Genomic DNA, 15,000 nt, shown 5'->3' with positions numbered 1-15,000 from the left:
ATGAGCGCCGCCAAAGCCAGCCTCGCCGCCGCCCAGGCGAAGCAGGCAGCAGCAATCGAAAAAGCCAAAGAGCCCCGCCCGCCGGCCGAACCGGTCCGCATGACCCCAGCGACGAAAGAGGCTAACGTAATCCGCGACGGCGAGCTCGCCCGCCGCGCACTGGAAGCCCACCGCGCCGGCGACAAACTGCCGCGCGGCAAGGAGCTCGAAACAGCGATCAAGCGCGGCGATATCAAACCAACGAAAGACAGCGAGGGCCGACAGTATTTTGAGAACAAGAAAACCGGCGCGGTCTATGCAAAATCGCTCAACCGGTCCGCCACATCAACGACAAGCCGCAACTTGAATCACCTGGGCCTCACGTCAACAAAATACGTCGACACAGGCAACGGCATCATCAAGTCCGGCGGCACACTGACCAGCGAGCTTGCCGGAAAACTGCGCGACATGAACCGCAAAAACCTTGAAAAAGGCAACGCTATCGAGAAATTCGGCGCGAAAACGACGGATAACGCGCTCAAGAAGATGGAAAACTGGCAAAAAGCCGGGGCTATCGAATCGCTGACCGCCAAAATCCAAATGAAACTGGAACAAAGGGCAGCGATCAAGGCAGCGACGAAAGACCTCGAAGCCAAAGTCAAAGCCGCCGAGCAAGCCAAGCAGCCGAAGGCTCACGAAAAAACCGAGCAGCGGCAATCGACGCGCGACGAAAAATCCCGCGACTCAGAAAACACCAACGATCGCCCGTCGGATGAAATCGGCCGCCAGGCGCTCGAAAAAGCCGAGCAACTGGCCCAGCGCGCAGCCCCCGAACCCGAAAAATCCGCCGGCCAGGAAGCAAGCAAAACAGCCGAGCGCGATACCGGCTACAGCCGCTGACCCGCACCAATCCGAATCCGATTCGGATTCCGAATCGGAAACCTCCAACCCCAACCCGCCGCCCCGTAAGCCTTGCTCCGCAAGGCTTCCCGGACCCCGGCGGGTTTTTTCATGCCCGCCAATCGTATTCCAAATCGGAAAGCGAATCGGAAATCACTTTCCGAAATCGACAAGCGAAAAGCCGCCGCCCGGGCGCAGCGCCTGCGCGATGACCGGCCGTGCCCATAACGATCACTACCAACCACCACCAGGAGCACAAAATGAACAAGCACGAACGCGCCGGCGCATTCGCCAAAAAGTTTTTCCCCTTGCTCGCCGCACTCGCAATCGGCGTCCTCGCCGGCGCAACGATTGTGAACGAGCGCTATCAACTCTGGCAGCTGAGCGACGAATACACCGTCCGCCTCCCGCCCGGCGAGACGCCGGACAACATCTGCAAGCAACTCGCAGCCGCGGAGGCGCGGACCGGCCAGGCGCTCAACAAATACCGCGAGGCGCTCGAACAGCTACAAGCGGCGCGCGACAAAGAGCCTGCCGCGCTCGATCAATTCTCCACTCTTCTTCGCCTCAATGCGATGCGCGATGCACTGATGGACGGCGGCGAATCCCGCCCGGCGACGAAATGATCCTGCGCCTCCTGATCCACGGCATCGCCGTGGTTTTGCTCTTGATGCTCGCCGGCCACTTCCTGGGCGGCGACATCATCGACACCGTCGTTAGCCACATCACCGACGGTTTTCACGAGCTCGCCGCGCTAGCAAAAAACCTCGCGGCGAACGGCACAGCCGGCGGGCTCATCGACCGTATTCGAGATTTTTTCGGAGGACTCTCAAATGCAAACAGCTGAACTCCTTGAATTGCGCTCGCCGTCGCTTGCCGTTTTGCTGCAAGCAGAAACAAGCATCGGCCAGGCTCGCACGCCTCGCCAGATCGCCGCCGCAGCAATGGAACTGCACGGCCGCGCGCCCGACGCTGACGTGATCCTCGCAGCCTGGCGGCAGTCCCTGCGCCTGACGCTCGAAGAGCAGCGCGAGGTCATCGAGCGCCTCGACGACATGCTCGCCTGACGCCCGCGCGCCGGAGGCGCAAGACCCCCGGCCTCCCGGCCGGCCAAGGCGACCAGCGCCGCCGATAACCCGTACACCTCAATCAAAAGGAGCAAGTCATGAAAACAGCACCGCACGTCCTCATGGGGACCGTCAGCAGAGTTATCAACGAGCAGATCAGTGTGACTGAGCGAGTAACAGCAAAAATCGCAGTACCAGCAAAGATCATGCAAGCAGTGATCGAGCATCTGTCGCGCCCCGACTGCACCTTGCTTCGCAACGCGAGCAATGGGATCGCCGGCGTCGGATTTTATAGCGTTTATAAAGACGGCGAGAAGCGTGCGTACACGACACTGTCTCTCCCGCTCAGCGCCTTGAGCGATTTTTTGGCGGCGATGCCGAGTGGTTTCGACGATTTCAGAGCAACCCTGTGCGATGCCGCCGCTGAATGGGAAAAGCTGCCGACGCCACCGACGCACATCTATCTCGACGGCGCATAACCCAGACCTTCAACACCAGGAGCTACATCATGAAAACAGCAATCGTCCTCCTCGCCGCGCTCGCCAGCGCGGCATGCACAACGACTCAGCCGCGCAACGAGTTTGACCAAGCGCGCTACGCCGGCAAACAAGCGCAGAGCGCCGGCAAAGCCGCCGAAATGCACGTCGTCAGCGTGCGGCCGGTCGAAATCAAGCCGGACACCACGAACACCCGCCAAGCCACCGGCGCAGCCGTCGGCGGCGCCCTGGGCGGGCTCGTAGGCAACCAAGTCGCCCGCGGCAAGCACGCGGGCACGGCCATCGGGGGCCTGCTCGGCGCCGCCGGCGGCGCGCTTCTCAGCGAGCGCGGCGCAGTGCCTGGCCAAGAAATCGTGCTGCGCGACCCGCGCAGCAATTCGCTGCTCGTTGTCGTGCAGGCCGGTACCGAGGTCCGCGCTGGCGAAACGGCTTACGTCATCACCCACGGCGGCACGCATCGCGTGACGCGCAAGTAAAGGAGGCTCAAATGCTCAAAAAATCCATCGCCGCCCTGGCGCTCGCCGCCGGCATCGCCACCTCGCCCGCTCACGCTGGCGGCGCTACTGGCGGCGCGACCGAAGTCACGCAGATCCTGAACAACCTCGAACTGCTCTTCGCAAACCTCACGCTCGCCGAAGACCTCATCATCCAGGCCGACCACTACGTGACCCTGCTCCAGCAATACGACACGATGCGCCAAAACCTCGAAAACATGGACGCCGGCACGATCGCCAGCACGATCGGCATTGCAATCGACACCGCCGGCATCGAGGGCGCCGGCTCTGTGGGCGAGACAATCGCCAAGGTCCGACGCCTCGTTGATGCCGCGAAAGCACTCAAGCGCTCGACCGAGCGCATGACCGACGTTTATCAGCAGCTCGACGGCGCGAGCACCCGCATGCAGATGACGCCGGATGAATTCATCACCGCCGCATTGAAAGGCGCGCACGACAACAGGGAATATTTTCAAGCTCAGGCGGATGAAGCGAATCGCGTCGCGGACCAGCTGCAGCACGACGCGCAGGCATTTCAAGCGATCGCCGCGCAGATTCCGAACGCCCGCGGCAATCTCCAGGCACTCGGACAGCTAACGCAGTCCTCGATCCTGGCCGGCAAGGTTGCCGCCGAAACCAAGGCCACGCTCGCGCAAATGCTCGCGATGCAGGCGCATCAGGCGGTGCGCGCTGAGGATGACACCGCCGCAGTCAAGCGCCAGCAGGAACTTGACCGGCGGCGCATCGAGCGCGCGTTCACGATCAAGTAACTCCCAGCCCGGTCCGCCGGGCTTTTTCATGGCGACCAGCGCCGCTGATAACCCCTACATCAACAAACAGGAGCACCCCGTGAACCGAGCGACAAAGATCTACATCGCCACCACCGCGCGGACATACCCCGAGCGCCGCCGGCTTGCTCGCGCAATCCGCGAATACCTCGCTGCCGGCACTGTCGCCGGCGGCCCTGGGCGCCGCTACATCGGCCCGCGCTCGCTGCCGCTTCGCGTCCGCTTCGCCCGCGCCGCCCGCCTGGCCGTGTTTTCGTTGCTTCGCGAGCGAGGGGCTTATCTGATCACCATCGCCGCGGTGATGGCTATTTACGCAACGAGGGGCTGACATGTGGGACGTAATCATCGAAACAATCGCCGTGATGAGCGCTGCGATTTACACGCAGTCTGACCAGGCGATTCAAAATGTCTGCATGCTCGCTTGGGGCCAGATTTTTGGCTATATCGCCGGCCTGGTAATCGGTTTCGCACTCATCAAAAGCCTGTTCGACGAAGATCTTTATCAGTCGATTACGCGCCTGGCCGGCATCATCTTGCAACTTGTCGTGCTCGCTTATTTCATCCAGCCCGTCGCCGGCGGCTGCCGCGTCGTCGCAGTCAAAAACGACGCCCTGGCGCTCGGCGCAGCTGTAACTAGCATCGTCGCGCCCACTTTTGCCGGGGATGCCGGCGCACTCACTCGCACAGCCACCGCGCGCACTCAGCAAATATTAGGCGAGTTTCTCGACAGAACCGCTGCGGCTTCTGAGCGCAAGGACAGCACCGCAGCCCGCCGCGCCGTTCAATCATCTACCGCCGCCTCGCCGGCGCCATGAAAGGGGTAATCGTGATCAAGAAAAATGCAAAATACATTTTCCCGCTGCTGCTCTTGCCCGCCAGTGCAAACGCCCATGCATTTGTGCAGCCGATCGTTGATGCGTTGACCGCGCTGGGGAACTGGCTAGTCATTTACATGGGCGTCGGCCTCGTGCTAACCGTCGGCGCGCTGATGACTGTCGCTGTCACAGTCGTGCCGATCCTCGCTGACGTGACGCTCGTCGTGTGCGCGCTCCTGATGCCAATCTGCCTGGCTTTTTGGCCGATCAATAAATCGTGGACGATGAATGCAATCGGCACCGGGCTTAGCGCCGTCCTCATCAAAGCTGTTGTCGGATTTTTCCTCGAAATCGTGCTGGGCTCAGGCGGGGCGCTGGCCGGCGCAGTTAGCGCGACGCAGACAAAAATGCTGGCCGCTTGGGCAGCAGATCGCGAGCCGGAATTTACTCTTGTTCTCGGCGCGATGCTCGGGATTACTGTTGTAATGACCGTCATGCTGCTTGTGATCATGCAGCTACCGGGCATCGTTCGAGGGATTTTTGGCGGGTTTTCACCTTCCGTCGACCTTGGTCGTGCCGCTGCTGCTGCCAAAAAAGTCATTCCCGGCAAGTAACCCCGGGGGCTGCCGGCAAGCCGGCACCGCGTGCTGCCGGGGTAGCCCTCCGGGCTATCCCTGCGGGACAAGCCCCTCTGCCCGTTCGAGAGACGCGAAAGCGTCTCTCCTGCCCCTTGCGGCATCCTGCCGCTCGTAGGGGCAAGCCCCTTCCCGGCCTGCGGCCGGTCAATCAGTCGGCCAGCAAGCTGGCCTTGTGGTTTGCGAAGGCCGATCGTTGCGCGCGCCTCCTGTCCGTCAATCCGTCTTAAACGCATGCAGCACCCGAAGACGCCGACGTGTAACACCGGGCCAGCTCAAAACAAGGGGATAAACCTCCGCCGATCTCAGACGGACGTTTTTTTGCGGAAAAGCACCGCAAAAAATCCGTTGCGTCTTCAACTGGCGCCCCTTGTTTTGAGCAAAAACGGCCCGGTGTTCCGCGACGGCACGGGTACTGCAAGCAAGACGGATCGACAAACAGGAGGAAATACCATGCTCGCAAACAATCAATCGCAAACCACCAGCAAAAGCCAGGGCCGGGATGCAGCAATCCAGATCACTTGTAACAGCGAAGACCAGCCGGCGGCATAACTAATAAGTCCCGATTTTTTCAAACAACAGGAGATTTGAAATGAAGACACTCAAAGCAGTCATCGGCAGCAACGGCAAAGTAATCGCTCAAGTCCGTGTTGAGCCGGCCGTCCGCGAGATCCTTTTTTCTCACAATGTGCTTTTTAACGACACGCTTGACGCGCACGAACCGGCAAGTCGCGAATGGCTGAAAGTCTCTTCTAGTAAGCGTTATCTCAATCAGATCAACCAATACGAGACGCCGACCGCCCGTTTTTACCCAGCAAAGTACAGCTACCCGGAATTTTTCGGTTAACCCCGCCGGCAACTCAGGAGATTTGAAAATGACTCAAGAATACACATTCAAGCGCGTGGAATCTGACGGCATGTCGGGCGGCTGGCCCTACTGCGCACACAAGCGCGGTAGCAACTGGCTGTGCATCGCAACGGGAAAAAACGCAGCAAACGTCCAGCGCGTACGCTGCACGATCGATAAAGCGTCGCGCGAATACGACGTCAGCAATGTTTCCCCAGGCGACGCCCTGGAGTGCGGTGCAGAGTACACAACCAGCGGCGGCCGCAACGACCACGACCGACGCTACTACAGCGTCGCAGCGATCATCAAGCGTGGCAGCGTGAGCTACCTCGCACTGCGCGAGCATGGCACGCTAGCGCAAGCGATGCGCAGCCGGGGCACTGAGCACCTGCCTGACGCCGCCGAGCTCGCAAACATTGATGTGCAGCTCGACGCATTTATCGCCAACGAAGACGAGTAATAGAGCGCCATGAAATACCTCGCCGTCCTCGTCTACACCGCCGTTTTGTCGGTCGAAATGTGGGGCGGCGACATCCAACCCCCGCCGGAACCTCCGGTAGCTCGTAAAGAAATCTGGGAGATTTGAAATGGAAAACGCAGCAATTCTCTGGACGCCGACCGCGAGCGCGGTAAAACCAACCGAGGCCGCGCAATGCGGAGAAATCGGACTCTACATCTCTTGTTACGCCGACGGCGCCATCGCCGGCAAATGGAACTGGCAAGTCTATAACGACGATTTTCGCGCGGCCGGCGTCGTTGACACACGCGATCAAGCCGTCGAGATCGCTGAAAAGATCGCGGCGGGCGGGGTTGAAGCGATCCGTGCGCACTGCGCGAGCGAAATCATCGAACGACTCTCGCGGTATCAAGCCGAAATCAACGAACTGCGCGAAAATCTCCGCGAATACAGCGACGAGGACGTCGACACAGACTACCACCGCGGCTACGCAGCCGGCCTCGCTGCCGCGCGTGCAGCACTCGAATCACTCTAAAAAGGGACGTGAACATGTGGCAAAAAATCAAATCCGGCTTTGCCTACGGCGTCGGCGGCGCCATCGGCTGGCGCCTCGGCAACTGGCTCGCGACCCTGCTCGTGAAGCTGTTTTTTTGGATTGTCGCGCTCATCGGCCTCGGCGTGACGGCGCATTTGAGCTACTGATGCGCTCGATCGCGATCCACGAAGCCGGCCACGCCGTTGCCGGCATGGCGCTCGGCATGCGCATTATGTATATCTGCACATCAGAGCGCATCTGCATGCCGTTCGAATGCGACGCGGCGCCTGGCAGCTATCAAGACATGCTGTTTTCCGCCGCCGGCTACGTGGCCGAAGAGCTTTTTTGCGGCGCGGATGCGATGTACGAACTTGAGTTCGAGGCGGGCAATGCTTATGCCATGCCATCGCTCGCCGGCAGCGACGGCGTGCGGTTTTTCGCTGCTGCTGAGGCGCTACGGAAAACACGGCCGGCGCAGCAACGCTTGATGCTGCGCGCCCTGGCGGAAGTGCGGGCGCTGTTACAAGCGCACGCCGGAGACGTTGAAACCATCGCCCGGCAGGCGCTTGGGAGCGGAGCGGTTGAGCTGCACGACTACAAGCTAGCTCAATAAATCGGCGTCGGCTTGATTACGTATTTGAGCTACTGCCCCTGTTTTTTGTGTTGCTGTTATAGATATTATTTTAGTACCATGAATGACAATTATGTATCTATAACATCAGGGAGGTAGGCACGTGGTTCCTTTGATCTTACGAGCAACGCTAAGAAAAGTTTTGCCTAGGGCATGGCGTGGCGCCAACAATGTTAAAGATGGCGTTGATCTATTCACGACCGTTCGAGACTGGATTTCGGAGGCTGGCCCAGTCAAAAAAGCGGTAGCAGCAACCATCGGCGCCGCAGTAATCGCCGCCCCTTTTGCTGCGCCAACGCTAATCGAACGGGCGTCCGCACAAGCGTTGAATCAACCGCAGTATCTCAGCGCAAACAATCTCACCGTGGCCGAGGACGATGGACGTGTTTTCCACGCCAGCTATCTGGTTGCAAACCGCCACGTGCTCGAACGAATCAAATATCTTTGCGAAAGCGGAGTTGAATCTAACATGGCCCGATGCGAACAGGCGATGTACGCATACTCATCGATTGCGAACGAAGCACGGAAAGAAAGCATCCGTCGATCATTTACGACGAAATGGTGAGCGCAATGATCAAGACAACCCGACTAGCAACCGCCGCTTTAGTATCGCTTGCCATCATTCCGGCAGCTCAAGCGGTCTCTTCCTCTGACAAGCGCGACATTGCCCAGGCGATAAACAAAAAGTTAGCCCCGGTCGGTTGCGCCCGTATTGCTGACGGAATTTTGGACTGGGAAGCCATTGCCACAGAAGCATCCAGCCATCCGCACAAGCTAATGGAAACGCTGGCGAAGCCCGATGTTGCTCTTTTCGAGAAGATCGACATGAGCGCTGTCGGAAGCAAAAAAATCAGCTACCTCGTCAACTCCAAAACGGTCGATGAGCAGGAATTCGGAAAAAGAGCCAAAAAAGGCACTGTTCAAGTATGGAAAATCACGCCAAAAGGCGCGGCCACGCTTGATGCATCATGCGGCATTCGGTACGGCAAGCCCAAGGTTTTAGAAGCTGCAATCGTCCCCATCGCCAGCGCTAAAAATTCACGCGTGACTTACATGCAACTCACGTGGACGGTCGAAGATACCGCGCTCGCCAGGGCTGTATTCAGCGGACTGGGCACCCAGATTGATAAGCCCTGGAAACAGTTAATTACCCTTGAAGACAAGGGCAAGGGCTGGGAAGTGCTCTCGACAAAATAGCCAATCAGGGCGACATCTGTCGCCCTGAGCGTTCTGCGGTTATTCAGCAACCATTTCAGTTATTCCGGTCTCACGCTCCGCTTGCGAATGATTGGAATAAGTCGGCCACGTCGGGTAATACTCGTCAGCCTGGTTGCCCCACACGTCCCAACCTTCTCGCGGTCCGCGTGCAAACAGCTCAAGGAATGGGCCTGGGCTACACGATTCCACAATGTCGTAAAACTCGTCCGGCTTGCGTGAGTGTTCGCGCTTCTGTGTTGCCAGAAAATTCACTTGCCGCCGACCTGGCGCGAGCGTCCGGGCATTCTTGCCACGGACACCGAATAGCACCAGCTCGGTAACGTTGCGGAAGTAAAAACCAACGCCGCGCCCGTCCGGCCCGCCGTCCTTTCGGATTTTGTGCCAAACGATATTGCTCTTGTACGAGAAGCCCCAGGCTTCCAGCACTTTGATACCTTCTGGCAACAGGGCATTGGGCACCCACAAATACAGGTGAGCGGTATCGGCCGTTAGTTGCTCGACCGGCAGCGCCATGATGTCGTCCAGCGTCATCGTGCCGTAGCGAGACAGCCGTTTGTGTTCAGGGGCCATCTTCCCAGTTCGGTTCTGGAACTGCCAAGGCGGATCAGCCAAGATCGTATGAAAGCGCCGGCCACCATGCCGGGCCAACAAATCCCGCCCTGCGTCTAATGCCGTGTCGGCCTTGTTCTTGGTCATGGGTTCCAGTCCTCAATAAGTTTTGGTGTGATGCCGAACACCAGGACAGGGCAGCCGCCGTGTCGGCCGGCGTTGAGCCGGTACAGGAGCTTGCCCATCCATGTCGTGCTGGCACCGTATTTTGCTCTTACGGTCTTGCCGACTTCCTCGCCCGCCTTGTTCAGTTGCGGCACCACGTCAAAGACCGGGTTCAGCTTCTCGCTGCGCGTAACCATGACGCCGGCGCTAATCAGGCCGCATTCATGGAAGGCACGTAGGGCGTACAGATCCCGGTCGAAGGTTTGATCTTTCGAGTTCCATTCCAAGTCGAAGGCCACCCGGCCTTTTACATAGTCGATCTTGTGACCATCGATAAAGTTCTCGATCATTCGCGGAGTGCTCTCCGACCGCTTCACTTTCTTAACTTTCCCGCTGGGCAGAAACTCTTCGTCATACTCCTGCATCCTCACCAGTAAATCGCCTTGAATCCGAGACTCAACCCAGCCAACAGGCCGCAAAGTGCGGGAAAACTTCTTCGGCATGTCGGATTCGTTACCGCCCGGCATTCCAATGTCTCGCTTGGTGATACGGAAGGCGAGCAAAGCCGCCTCGATCTCGGCCAGTTCATCCGGGAAAGAGTTGGCCAGGATCGCAGCCGCATGTCGGTAGCTGTACACATCGTAAAGCGCCCGCACCTCAGCGCTGATGTACCGCTCAACATCTGCCGGCGCATCAGCATTAGGACCGGGGCGCAGCGCAATATCGTCAGCATCACCGACATCCGACCCTTCGTCGTGGCTGTTTAAATCTGGATCTTGTGCAATTGACATGTAAAGTATTGGTAGCCATTTCTACGCCTCCTATCAGGCCAGTTATGGTTAGGCAAATGCCCCGGTTGCCGCCGGTGCATTTGCCGCTTCTTGTTACGGCAATGGTAGCACTGCGCCGCACCATCACCCCAACTTCCTCGCCAGCGACTCGGCCTGCAGATGCGTGTAGCGCTTTAACATCTGCAACGTTTTGTGCCCACTGATCGCCGCTAGCTCAAGCACAGAGAAATCCCCTCTCTCGGCCAGCCGCGACAGCGCCTCGTGCCGCAGATCGTGCCACGTAAAGTTAGCCACCCCTGCCCGCTTACAAGCGGCCGCAAATGCGTGATACAGCGTCATCCGATCAACTGGCAGCAGCCGGCCACCCTTGATCGGCCGAGGCAACGACTCTATAACAGCAAGCGCCCGGCTCGATAACGGCACCGCTCGCGGCTCTTCTGTTTTGATCTTATCCGGGTCAAGCAGCAGCGCCAGCCGACGGTTCTTGTCGATCATCCCAGGCGCCAGCGACAGCAGCTCCGCCTGTCGCATCGCCGTCTCGACGGCCAGCTCAAACGCGGGTTTTAGATACGGACTACGGCTTTTGCCAATCTCGCGCTCAAGCGCCGCCCATTCGTCTGCAGTAAGCCGTCGGTCTCGCGCTTTGCCGTCGGACGGCACGCGTACTTTCTCGACTGGATTGCCACGCGGCAGCAAGATCCCGCATTCCGTCTGCGCAAAGCCCAGGATCTTCGAGAGCATGAAAATCTCTTTGCGCACCGTACTTTCGCTGATGGCCTTGCGCTCAGATCCCGGCGCCGGCCGCATGCGACCGTCGCGGTACTTCGCAATCAACTTTGCATCAATCGCGACAAGCGCGTATTCGCCGAAAAACTCTTCGAGCCTGTCGCACTGAAACCGCCAGGCTTCTTTCCCGTCGTCGCGCTTGCGGTAGTGGTGGGGCGCATACTCTTCGCGGAACCGCTTGAGCAAGTCTGCGAATGTGGTTCGCTCAGCATCCGACGCCGACTGATACAAGCCGCGATCCATCTCCGACTCAACTGCCCTCGCCCACTCCTGGGCTTCCGTTTTCGTCCGAAAAGTCTTTGATTCAACCGGCCGACCTTTCCGCCGCACTATCGCCTGGTAGTAGCCTGAGTCGCGCTGTCGGAACGTTGCCATTTCGAGCTTTCAATAATGAGGTGTGCCCAAATTGTGCCCGAAATTATTTTTTTGCTCAATCAATACCGCTGAAACCGTTGTCAATATTACGTCTCAAGGATTTCAATAACTCGCCTGGAAAGCGTGTGTAGGGTAATCCCCTACCGAGGGTTCGAATCCCTCCCTCTCCGCCAGGACATCACAATAGGCCCCGATCGTATCGGGGCCTATTTGCTTATGGGCATTACAATCTCGACTGGCATTCAGAAATACCTTCTGACTTGCCATGCTTCCCGAAAAATTACACTCCTTAGCAATCAGCCTCCATATCTAACAGTAAGATTCAGCAAAACTTACTGAAAGATAAAAATGTCCTCACAAATCATGCTGATCAAAGCCATCCGTGCCGGCAAGCTGACCGACGTCAAGGCGGCGCTGGATGCTGGCGAACCGGTCGAACTCGACGACGGCAACGGCGAACCCGGCCTAGCCATGGGCATTGCCTGCTTCATGGGTCACGCCGAGATCGTCCGCGAACTGGCGCAACGCGGCGCCCACGTGAATCTAGCGGACAACCGCCTGCCAACCTCGCCGCTGAGCATGGCCATCCGCGGCAAGCGGACCGAGGTCGTGCGCACCCTGCTCGAACTCGGCGCCACCCTGCCCGAGGGCATGGAATGCGGCCTGACCGAGAACGAAGTCATGATTGCCTGCTGGAAAGCCCAGCGTGCCGGCCTGACCGTACAAGAGGAACTGGAACCGGTGGCCCTGCCCGATATCGAGGAAATCGACATGACCGGTTGCGCCGGCACCGACACCCTGGTGCTGGAAGCCGACGCACTGCGCATGGCCAAGGACATGCGCTGAATCGAACAATCTCCGGGCGCGTCATCTTGCCGTAACACAAACGCAACAAAATGAGCAGCTTGAGGCCTATACTTGAGAAACTGCTTTTGGATTGCGCGCCATGATCAATACTCCGCTTACCCCCAGATTTCCGGCAGAAAACTACCTGAACCGTGAACTCGGCCTGCTCGCCTTCAACCGCCGGGTACTGGCCCAGGCGCAGGATGAACGGATGCCCCTGCTCGAGCGCCTGCGCTTCCTGTGCATCGTCTCGAGCAACATGGACGAGTTCTTCGAAATCCGCGTCTCCGGCCTCAAGGAACAGATCCGGGCGCATACGCCGGTGGTCACCATCGACGGCAAGACGGCGCAGGAAACCTTCCGCCTGGTGTCGGCCGAAGCGCACGCCATCGTCACCGAGCAGTACCAGCACCTGAACGACGTCATCCTGCCGGCGCTGGCCGCCGAAGGCATCCGCTTCCTGCGGCGCTCGACCTGGAACGAAGCGCAACGCGAATGGATCCGCGATTATTTCCAGCGTGAGATGGTGCCGGTGCTGACGCCGATCGGGCTCGACCCGTCGCACCCCTTCCCGCGCGTCCTCAACAAGAGCCTGAATTTCGCCGTCGAACTCGAAGGCAAGGACGCCTTCGGTCGCAGCTCGAACATCGCCATCGTCCAGGCGCCGCGCGTCCTGCCCCGCGTCATCCAGGTTCCCGAGGAACTGGCCGGCTGTGCCTATGGTTTCGTCTTCCTGTCGTCGATCCTGCACGAGTTCGTCAGTGAGCTGTTCACCGGCATGACCGTGCTCGGCTGCTACCAGTTCCGCGCCACGCGCAATTCCGACCTGTTCGTCGACGAGGAAGAAGTCACCAACCTGCGCACCAAGCTGCAGGGTGAATTGCCGCAACGCCATTTCGGCAACGCGGTGCGCCTGGAAGTGGCAGACAACTGTTCGCCGGCGATCACCGAATTCCTGCTCTCGCAATTCGGCCTGCAGCAGGTCGATCTCTACCGCGTGCATGGCCCGGTCAACCTGGTGCGACTGATGCAGGTGCCCGACTGGGTCGACCGCCCGGACATGAAATTCCGCCCCTTCGTTCCCGGCACCCCCAAGGGCCTGCCCAAGGGCGGCAGCATCTTCGACGCCATCCGCCGCAACGACATCCTGCTGCACCACCCCTACCAGTCCTTCGCCCCGGTCATCGAACTGCTCAACCAGGCGGCCAAGGACCCGAGCGTGGTCGCGATCAAGATGACGGTCTATCGCACCGGCACCGATTCGGTACTGATGCAGTCGCTGCTGCGCGCCGCGCAGAGTGGCAAGGAAGTCACCGTGGTCGTCGAACTGATGGCCCGTTTCGACGAGGAAGCCAACATCGGCTGGGCGACCAAGCTTGAGGAAGTTGGCGCCCACGTGGTCTATGGCGTGGTCGGCTACAAGGTTCACGCCAAGGCGCTGCTCATCGTCCGCCGCGAAGAAGGCGGCCTCAAGCGCTACGCTCACCTCGGCACCGGCAACTATCACCCGCGTACTGCCCGTCTCTACTCCGACTTTGGTCTGCTCACCGCCAACGAGGAAATCACCCACGACGTTTCCGAGGTCTTCAAGCAACTGACCGGCCTGGGCAAGGCACGGACGCTGAAGCACCTGTGGCAGGCGCCGTTCACGCTGCAGCAGAACGTCGTCGCCGCCATCGAGGCCGAGGCGGAAGCCGCTCGTGCCGGCCAGAAGGCGCGCATCGTCGCCAAGATGAACTCGCTGGTCGAGCCGGAAGTCATCAACGCGCTTTACGAAGCGTCTAAAGCCGGCGTCGAGATCAACCTGATCGTGCGCGGCATCTGCATGTTGCGCCCCGGCGTTCCGGGCTTGTCGGAGAACATCCGCGTGCGCTCGATCATCGGCCGCTTCCTCGAACACCACCGGATCATGTATTTCCACGCCGGCGGCAAGGAAAACATCTATCTCTCGTCAGCCGACTGGATGGACCGCAACTTCTTCAAGCGCATCGAACTGGGCTTCCCCATTCTCGACCCGAAACTGAAACGCCGCGTCATCACCGAAGGCCTGAAGTTCTACCTGGCCGACAACCAGCAGGGTTGGGACATGAACAGCCATGGTGCCTACCAGCGTCGACGCTCCAGCCGCAGCAAGCCGCACAACGCCCAGGGCGAATTGATGGTCCTGCTCGGCGGCTGATCGGCCGCCGCTCAGTTCAGCCAGGCGGTCAGCGCCAGACCGGCCACGCCGATATTGATGATCAGCAGCGCCAGCGTACGCCGGCGATTGCTTTCGATGCGCGCGACCAGTTGGGCGTTCTGTTCAGCCAGCGAGGCGATCACTTCGCTGGCCGTCAGCATCTGGGCATGCAGGGCGTCGACGCGCGCCTGCAGCTCGGCCAGCCGGTCTTCCGGCGAAGCCGCCGGCACCGGGGCAGCGGGCTCGCTGGCCGCGCCCTTGCCACCGACCTTGTTCCACAGTTTGCGGGCGCCGTCGGCGACCACCGGCGCGTTCTTGATCACTTCGCTCCAGGGAACATTGGAGAGTATCGTCATCCATCCGATGGCCATCGGGCAACTCCTTTGCGTGTTTCGTCCTGACCAAGCATAGCAAGCCCGGTCCGGATTTGACTGCCATTTTCCGGA

At 59.6% G+C, this 15,000-nt stretch carries 24 protein-coding genes; 20 read left to right on the top strand and 4 right to left on the bottom strand.

Features of this window, described 5'->3' with window-relative positions:
- The 18 genes from AADV58_RS08360 (at position 1) to AADV58_RS08275 (ending at position 8,842) form a co-directional block, all read left to right on the top strand.
- The gene (locus AADV58_RS08360; RefSeq protein WP_341742882.1) at positions 1-879 is read left to right on the top strand and encodes a hypothetical protein; all 879 of its coding nucleotides are present in this window, start codon (positions 1-3) and stop codon (positions 877-879) included.
- A 260-nt stretch (positions 880-1,139) separates the two neighbouring features.
- Positions 1,140-1,505, top strand: coding sequence for a hypothetical protein (locus AADV58_RS08355; RefSeq protein WP_341742881.1), 366 nt, complete (start codon positions 1,140-1,142; stop codon positions 1,503-1,505).
- Positions 1,502-1,726 (top strand): hypothetical protein, encoded by a 225-nt coding sequence (locus AADV58_RS08350; protein ID WP_341742880.1) that lies wholly within the window; start codon positions 1,502-1,504, stop codon positions 1,724-1,726. Before AADV58_RS08355 ends, AADV58_RS08350 begins: the two co-directional genes overlap by 4 nt.
- Entirely contained in the window at positions 1,713-1,946 is a 234-nt protein-coding gene (locus AADV58_RS08345; RefSeq protein WP_341742879.1) for a hypothetical protein, read from the top strand. Before AADV58_RS08350 ends, AADV58_RS08345 begins: the two co-directional genes overlap by 14 nt.
- Positions 1,947-2,044: 98 nt before the next feature.
- The gene (locus tag AADV58_RS08340; RefSeq protein WP_341742878.1) at positions 2,045-2,425 is read left to right on the top strand and encodes a hypothetical protein; all 381 of its coding nucleotides are present in this window, start codon (positions 2,045-2,047) and stop codon (positions 2,423-2,425) included.
- A 29-nt stretch (positions 2,426-2,454) separates the two neighbouring features.
- Positions 2,455-2,919 (top strand): hypothetical protein, encoded by a 465-nt coding sequence (locus AADV58_RS08335; protein ID WP_341742877.1) that lies wholly within the window; start codon positions 2,455-2,457, stop codon positions 2,917-2,919.
- A gap of 11 nt (positions 2,920-2,930) precedes the next feature.
- The gene (locus tag AADV58_RS08330; protein WP_341742876.1) at positions 2,931-3,707 is read left to right on the top strand and encodes a hypothetical protein; all 777 of its coding nucleotides are present in this window, start codon (positions 2,931-2,933) and stop codon (positions 3,705-3,707) included.
- 79 nt (positions 3,708-3,786) lie between these two features.
- Positions 3,787-4,053, top strand: a complete 267-nt coding sequence (locus AADV58_RS08325; RefSeq protein ID WP_341742875.1) for a hypothetical protein — start codon at positions 3,787-3,789, stop codon at positions 4,051-4,053.
- A gap of 1 nt (position 4,054) precedes the next feature.
- Complete coding sequence (locus AADV58_RS08320) at positions 4,055-4,540, top strand: hypothetical protein (protein WP_341742874.1); 486 nt, start codon at positions 4,055-4,057, stop codon at positions 4,538-4,540.
- An 11-nt stretch (positions 4,541-4,551) separates the two neighbouring features.
- Positions 4,552-5,154 (top strand): hypothetical protein, encoded by a 603-nt coding sequence (locus AADV58_RS08315; RefSeq protein WP_341742873.1) that lies wholly within the window; start codon positions 4,552-4,554, stop codon positions 5,152-5,154.
- Between the two features lie 369 nt (positions 5,155-5,523).
- Positions 5,524-5,727: a hypothetical protein gene (locus tag AADV58_RS08310; RefSeq protein WP_341742872.1), complete on the top strand. Its 204-nt coding sequence runs from the start codon at positions 5,524-5,526 to the stop codon at positions 5,725-5,727.
- Between the two features lie 40 nt (positions 5,728-5,767).
- Positions 5,768-6,022, top strand: a complete 255-nt coding sequence (locus tag AADV58_RS08305; protein WP_341742871.1) for a hypothetical protein — start codon at positions 5,768-5,770, stop codon at positions 6,020-6,022.
- 28 nt (positions 6,023-6,050) lie between these two features.
- Positions 6,051-6,482 (top strand): hypothetical protein, encoded by a 432-nt coding sequence (locus tag AADV58_RS08300; protein ID WP_341742870.1) that lies wholly within the window; start codon positions 6,051-6,053, stop codon positions 6,480-6,482.
- A 127-nt stretch (positions 6,483-6,609) separates the two neighbouring features.
- Positions 6,610-7,014 carry a hypothetical protein gene (locus AADV58_RS08295; RefSeq protein ID WP_341742869.1) on the top strand — a complete coding sequence of 135 codons (405 nt, stop codon included), beginning with the start codon at positions 6,610-6,612 and terminating at the stop codon, positions 7,012-7,014.
- Between the two features lie 14 nt (positions 7,015-7,028).
- On the top strand, positions 7,029-7,181 hold the full coding sequence (locus AADV58_RS08290) for a hypothetical protein (RefSeq protein WP_341742868.1): 153 nt from the start codon (positions 7,029-7,031) through the stop codon (positions 7,179-7,181).
- Positions 7,181-7,627 (top strand): hypothetical protein, encoded by a 447-nt coding sequence (locus AADV58_RS08285; protein ID WP_341742867.1) that lies wholly within the window; start codon positions 7,181-7,183, stop codon positions 7,625-7,627. The genes AADV58_RS08290 and AADV58_RS08285 overlap by 1 nt, the downstream gene beginning before the upstream one ends.
- 121 nt (positions 7,628-7,748) lie before the next feature.
- Positions 7,749-8,210, top strand: a complete 462-nt coding sequence (locus tag AADV58_RS08280) for a hypothetical protein (RefSeq protein WP_341742866.1) — start codon at positions 7,749-7,751, stop codon at positions 8,208-8,210.
- A gap of 5 nt (positions 8,211-8,215) precedes the next feature.
- Positions 8,216-8,842, top strand: a complete 627-nt coding sequence (locus AADV58_RS08275) for a hypothetical protein (RefSeq protein WP_341742865.1) — start codon at positions 8,216-8,218, stop codon at positions 8,840-8,842.
- A 39-nt stretch (positions 8,843-8,881) separates the two neighbouring features.
- Here AADV58_RS08275 and AADV58_RS08270 read toward each other — a convergent pair whose 3' ends face one another.
- From AADV58_RS08270 to AADV58_RS08260, 3 genes are all read right to left on the bottom strand, one after another.
- Complete coding sequence (locus tag AADV58_RS08270) at positions 8,882-9,559, bottom strand: MT-A70 family methyltransferase (protein ID WP_341742864.1); 678 nt, start codon at positions 9,557-9,559, stop codon at positions 8,882-8,884.
- Positions 9,556-10,368, bottom strand: coding sequence for a BglII/BstYI family type II restriction endonuclease (locus AADV58_RS08265; RefSeq protein WP_341742863.1), 813 nt, complete (start codon positions 10,366-10,368; stop codon positions 9,556-9,558). Before AADV58_RS08265 ends, AADV58_RS08270 begins: the two co-directional genes overlap by 4 nt.
- Before the next feature lie 123 nt (positions 10,369-10,491).
- Positions 10,492-11,397, bottom strand: a complete 906-nt coding sequence (locus tag AADV58_RS08260; protein ID WP_341742862.1) for a site-specific integrase — start codon at positions 11,395-11,397, stop codon at positions 10,492-10,494.
- A 480-nt stretch (positions 11,398-11,877) separates the two neighbouring features.
- Between AADV58_RS08260 and AADV58_RS08255 the strand changes: the two genes are divergently transcribed.
- Both AADV58_RS08255 and ppk1 read left to right on the top strand, forming a co-directional pair.
- Complete coding sequence (locus AADV58_RS08255; protein ID WP_051295494.1) at positions 11,878-12,375, top strand: ankyrin repeat domain-containing protein; 498 nt, start codon at positions 11,878-11,880, stop codon at positions 12,373-12,375.
- Between the two features lie 100 nt (positions 12,376-12,475).
- On the top strand, positions 12,476-14,554 hold the full coding sequence (gene ppk1, locus AADV58_RS08250) for a polyphosphate kinase 1 (RefSeq protein WP_028995817.1): 2,079 nt from the start codon (positions 12,476-12,478) through the stop codon (positions 14,552-14,554).
- 11 nt (positions 14,555-14,565) lie between these two features.
- Here ppk1 and AADV58_RS08245 read toward each other — a convergent pair whose 3' ends face one another.
- Complete coding sequence (locus AADV58_RS08245) at positions 14,566-14,925, bottom strand: hypothetical protein (RefSeq protein ID WP_028995818.1); 360 nt, start codon at positions 14,923-14,925, stop codon at positions 14,566-14,568.
- Between the last annotated feature and the right edge of the window lie 75 nt (positions 14,926-15,000).

The sequence above is a fragment of the Azonexus hydrophilus genome (assembly GCF_038368255.1).
In the GTDB taxonomy this organism is placed as follows: domain Bacteria; phylum Pseudomonadota; class Gammaproteobacteria; order Burkholderiales; family Rhodocyclaceae; genus Azonexus; species Azonexus hydrophilus.
The sequence above is the reverse complement of the archived record's forward strand: the minus strand, read 5'-3'. Positions and strand labels throughout refer to the sequence as shown.

Coding starts and splice junctions, on each gene's coding strand:
- AADV58_RS08265 (WP_341742863.1), bottom strand. CDS start 10,368: ATGTCAATTGCACAAGATCCAGATTTAAACAGCCACGACGAAGGGTCG.
- AADV58_RS08285 (WP_341742867.1), top strand. CDS start 7,181: ATGCGCTCGATCGCGATCCACGAAGCCGGCCACGCCGTTGCCGGCATG.
- AADV58_RS08295 (WP_341742869.1), top strand. CDS start 6,610: ATGGAAAACGCAGCAATTCTCTGGACGCCGACCGCGAGCGCGGTAAAA.
- AADV58_RS08305 (WP_341742871.1), top strand. CDS start 5,768: ATGAAGACACTCAAAGCAGTCATCGGCAGCAACGGCAAAGTAATCGCT.
- AADV58_RS08330 (WP_341742876.1), top strand. CDS start 2,931: ATGCTCAAAAAATCCATCGCCGCCCTGGCGCTCGCCGCCGGCATCGCC.
- AADV58_RS08290 (WP_341742868.1), top strand. CDS start 7,029: ATGTGGCAAAAAATCAAATCCGGCTTTGCCTACGGCGTCGGCGGCGCC.
- AADV58_RS08320 (WP_341742874.1), top strand. CDS start 4,055: ATGTGGGACGTAATCATCGAAACAATCGCCGTGATGAGCGCTGCGATT.
- AADV58_RS08245 (WP_028995818.1), bottom strand. CDS start 14,925: ATGGCCATCGGATGGATGACGATACTCTCCAATGTTCCCTGGAGCGAA.
- AADV58_RS08270 (WP_341742864.1), bottom strand. CDS start 9,559: ATGACCAAGAACAAGGCCGACACGGCATTAGACGCAGGGCGGGATTTG.
- AADV58_RS08260 (WP_341742862.1), bottom strand. CDS start 11,397: ATGGATCGCGGCTTGTATCAGTCGGCGTCGGATGCTGAGCGAACCACA.
- ppk1 (WP_028995817.1), top strand. CDS start 12,476: ATGATCAATACTCCGCTTACCCCCAGATTTCCGGCAGAAAACTACCTG.
- AADV58_RS08275 (WP_341742865.1), top strand. CDS start 8,216: ATGATCAAGACAACCCGACTAGCAACCGCCGCTTTAGTATCGCTTGCC.
- AADV58_RS08300 (WP_341742870.1), top strand. CDS start 6,051: ATGACTCAAGAATACACATTCAAGCGCGTGGAATCTGACGGCATGTCG.
- AADV58_RS08360 (WP_341742882.1), top strand. CDS start 1: ATGAGCGCCGCCAAAGCCAGCCTCGCCGCCGCCCAGGCGAAGCAGGCA.
- AADV58_RS08345 (WP_341742879.1), top strand. CDS start 1,713: ATGCAAACAGCTGAACTCCTTGAATTGCGCTCGCCGTCGCTTGCCGTT.
- AADV58_RS08335 (WP_341742877.1), top strand. CDS start 2,455: ATGAAAACAGCAATCGTCCTCCTCGCCGCGCTCGCCAGCGCGGCATGC.
- AADV58_RS08255 (WP_051295494.1), top strand. CDS start 11,878: ATGTCCTCACAAATCATGCTGATCAAAGCCATCCGTGCCGGCAAGCTG.
- AADV58_RS08350 (WP_341742880.1), top strand. CDS start 1,502: ATGATCCTGCGCCTCCTGATCCACGGCATCGCCGTGGTTTTGCTCTTG.
- AADV58_RS08340 (WP_341742878.1), top strand. CDS start 2,045: ATGAAAACAGCACCGCACGTCCTCATGGGGACCGTCAGCAGAGTTATC.
- AADV58_RS08355 (WP_341742881.1), top strand. CDS start 1,140: ATGAACAAGCACGAACGCGCCGGCGCATTCGCCAAAAAGTTTTTCCCC.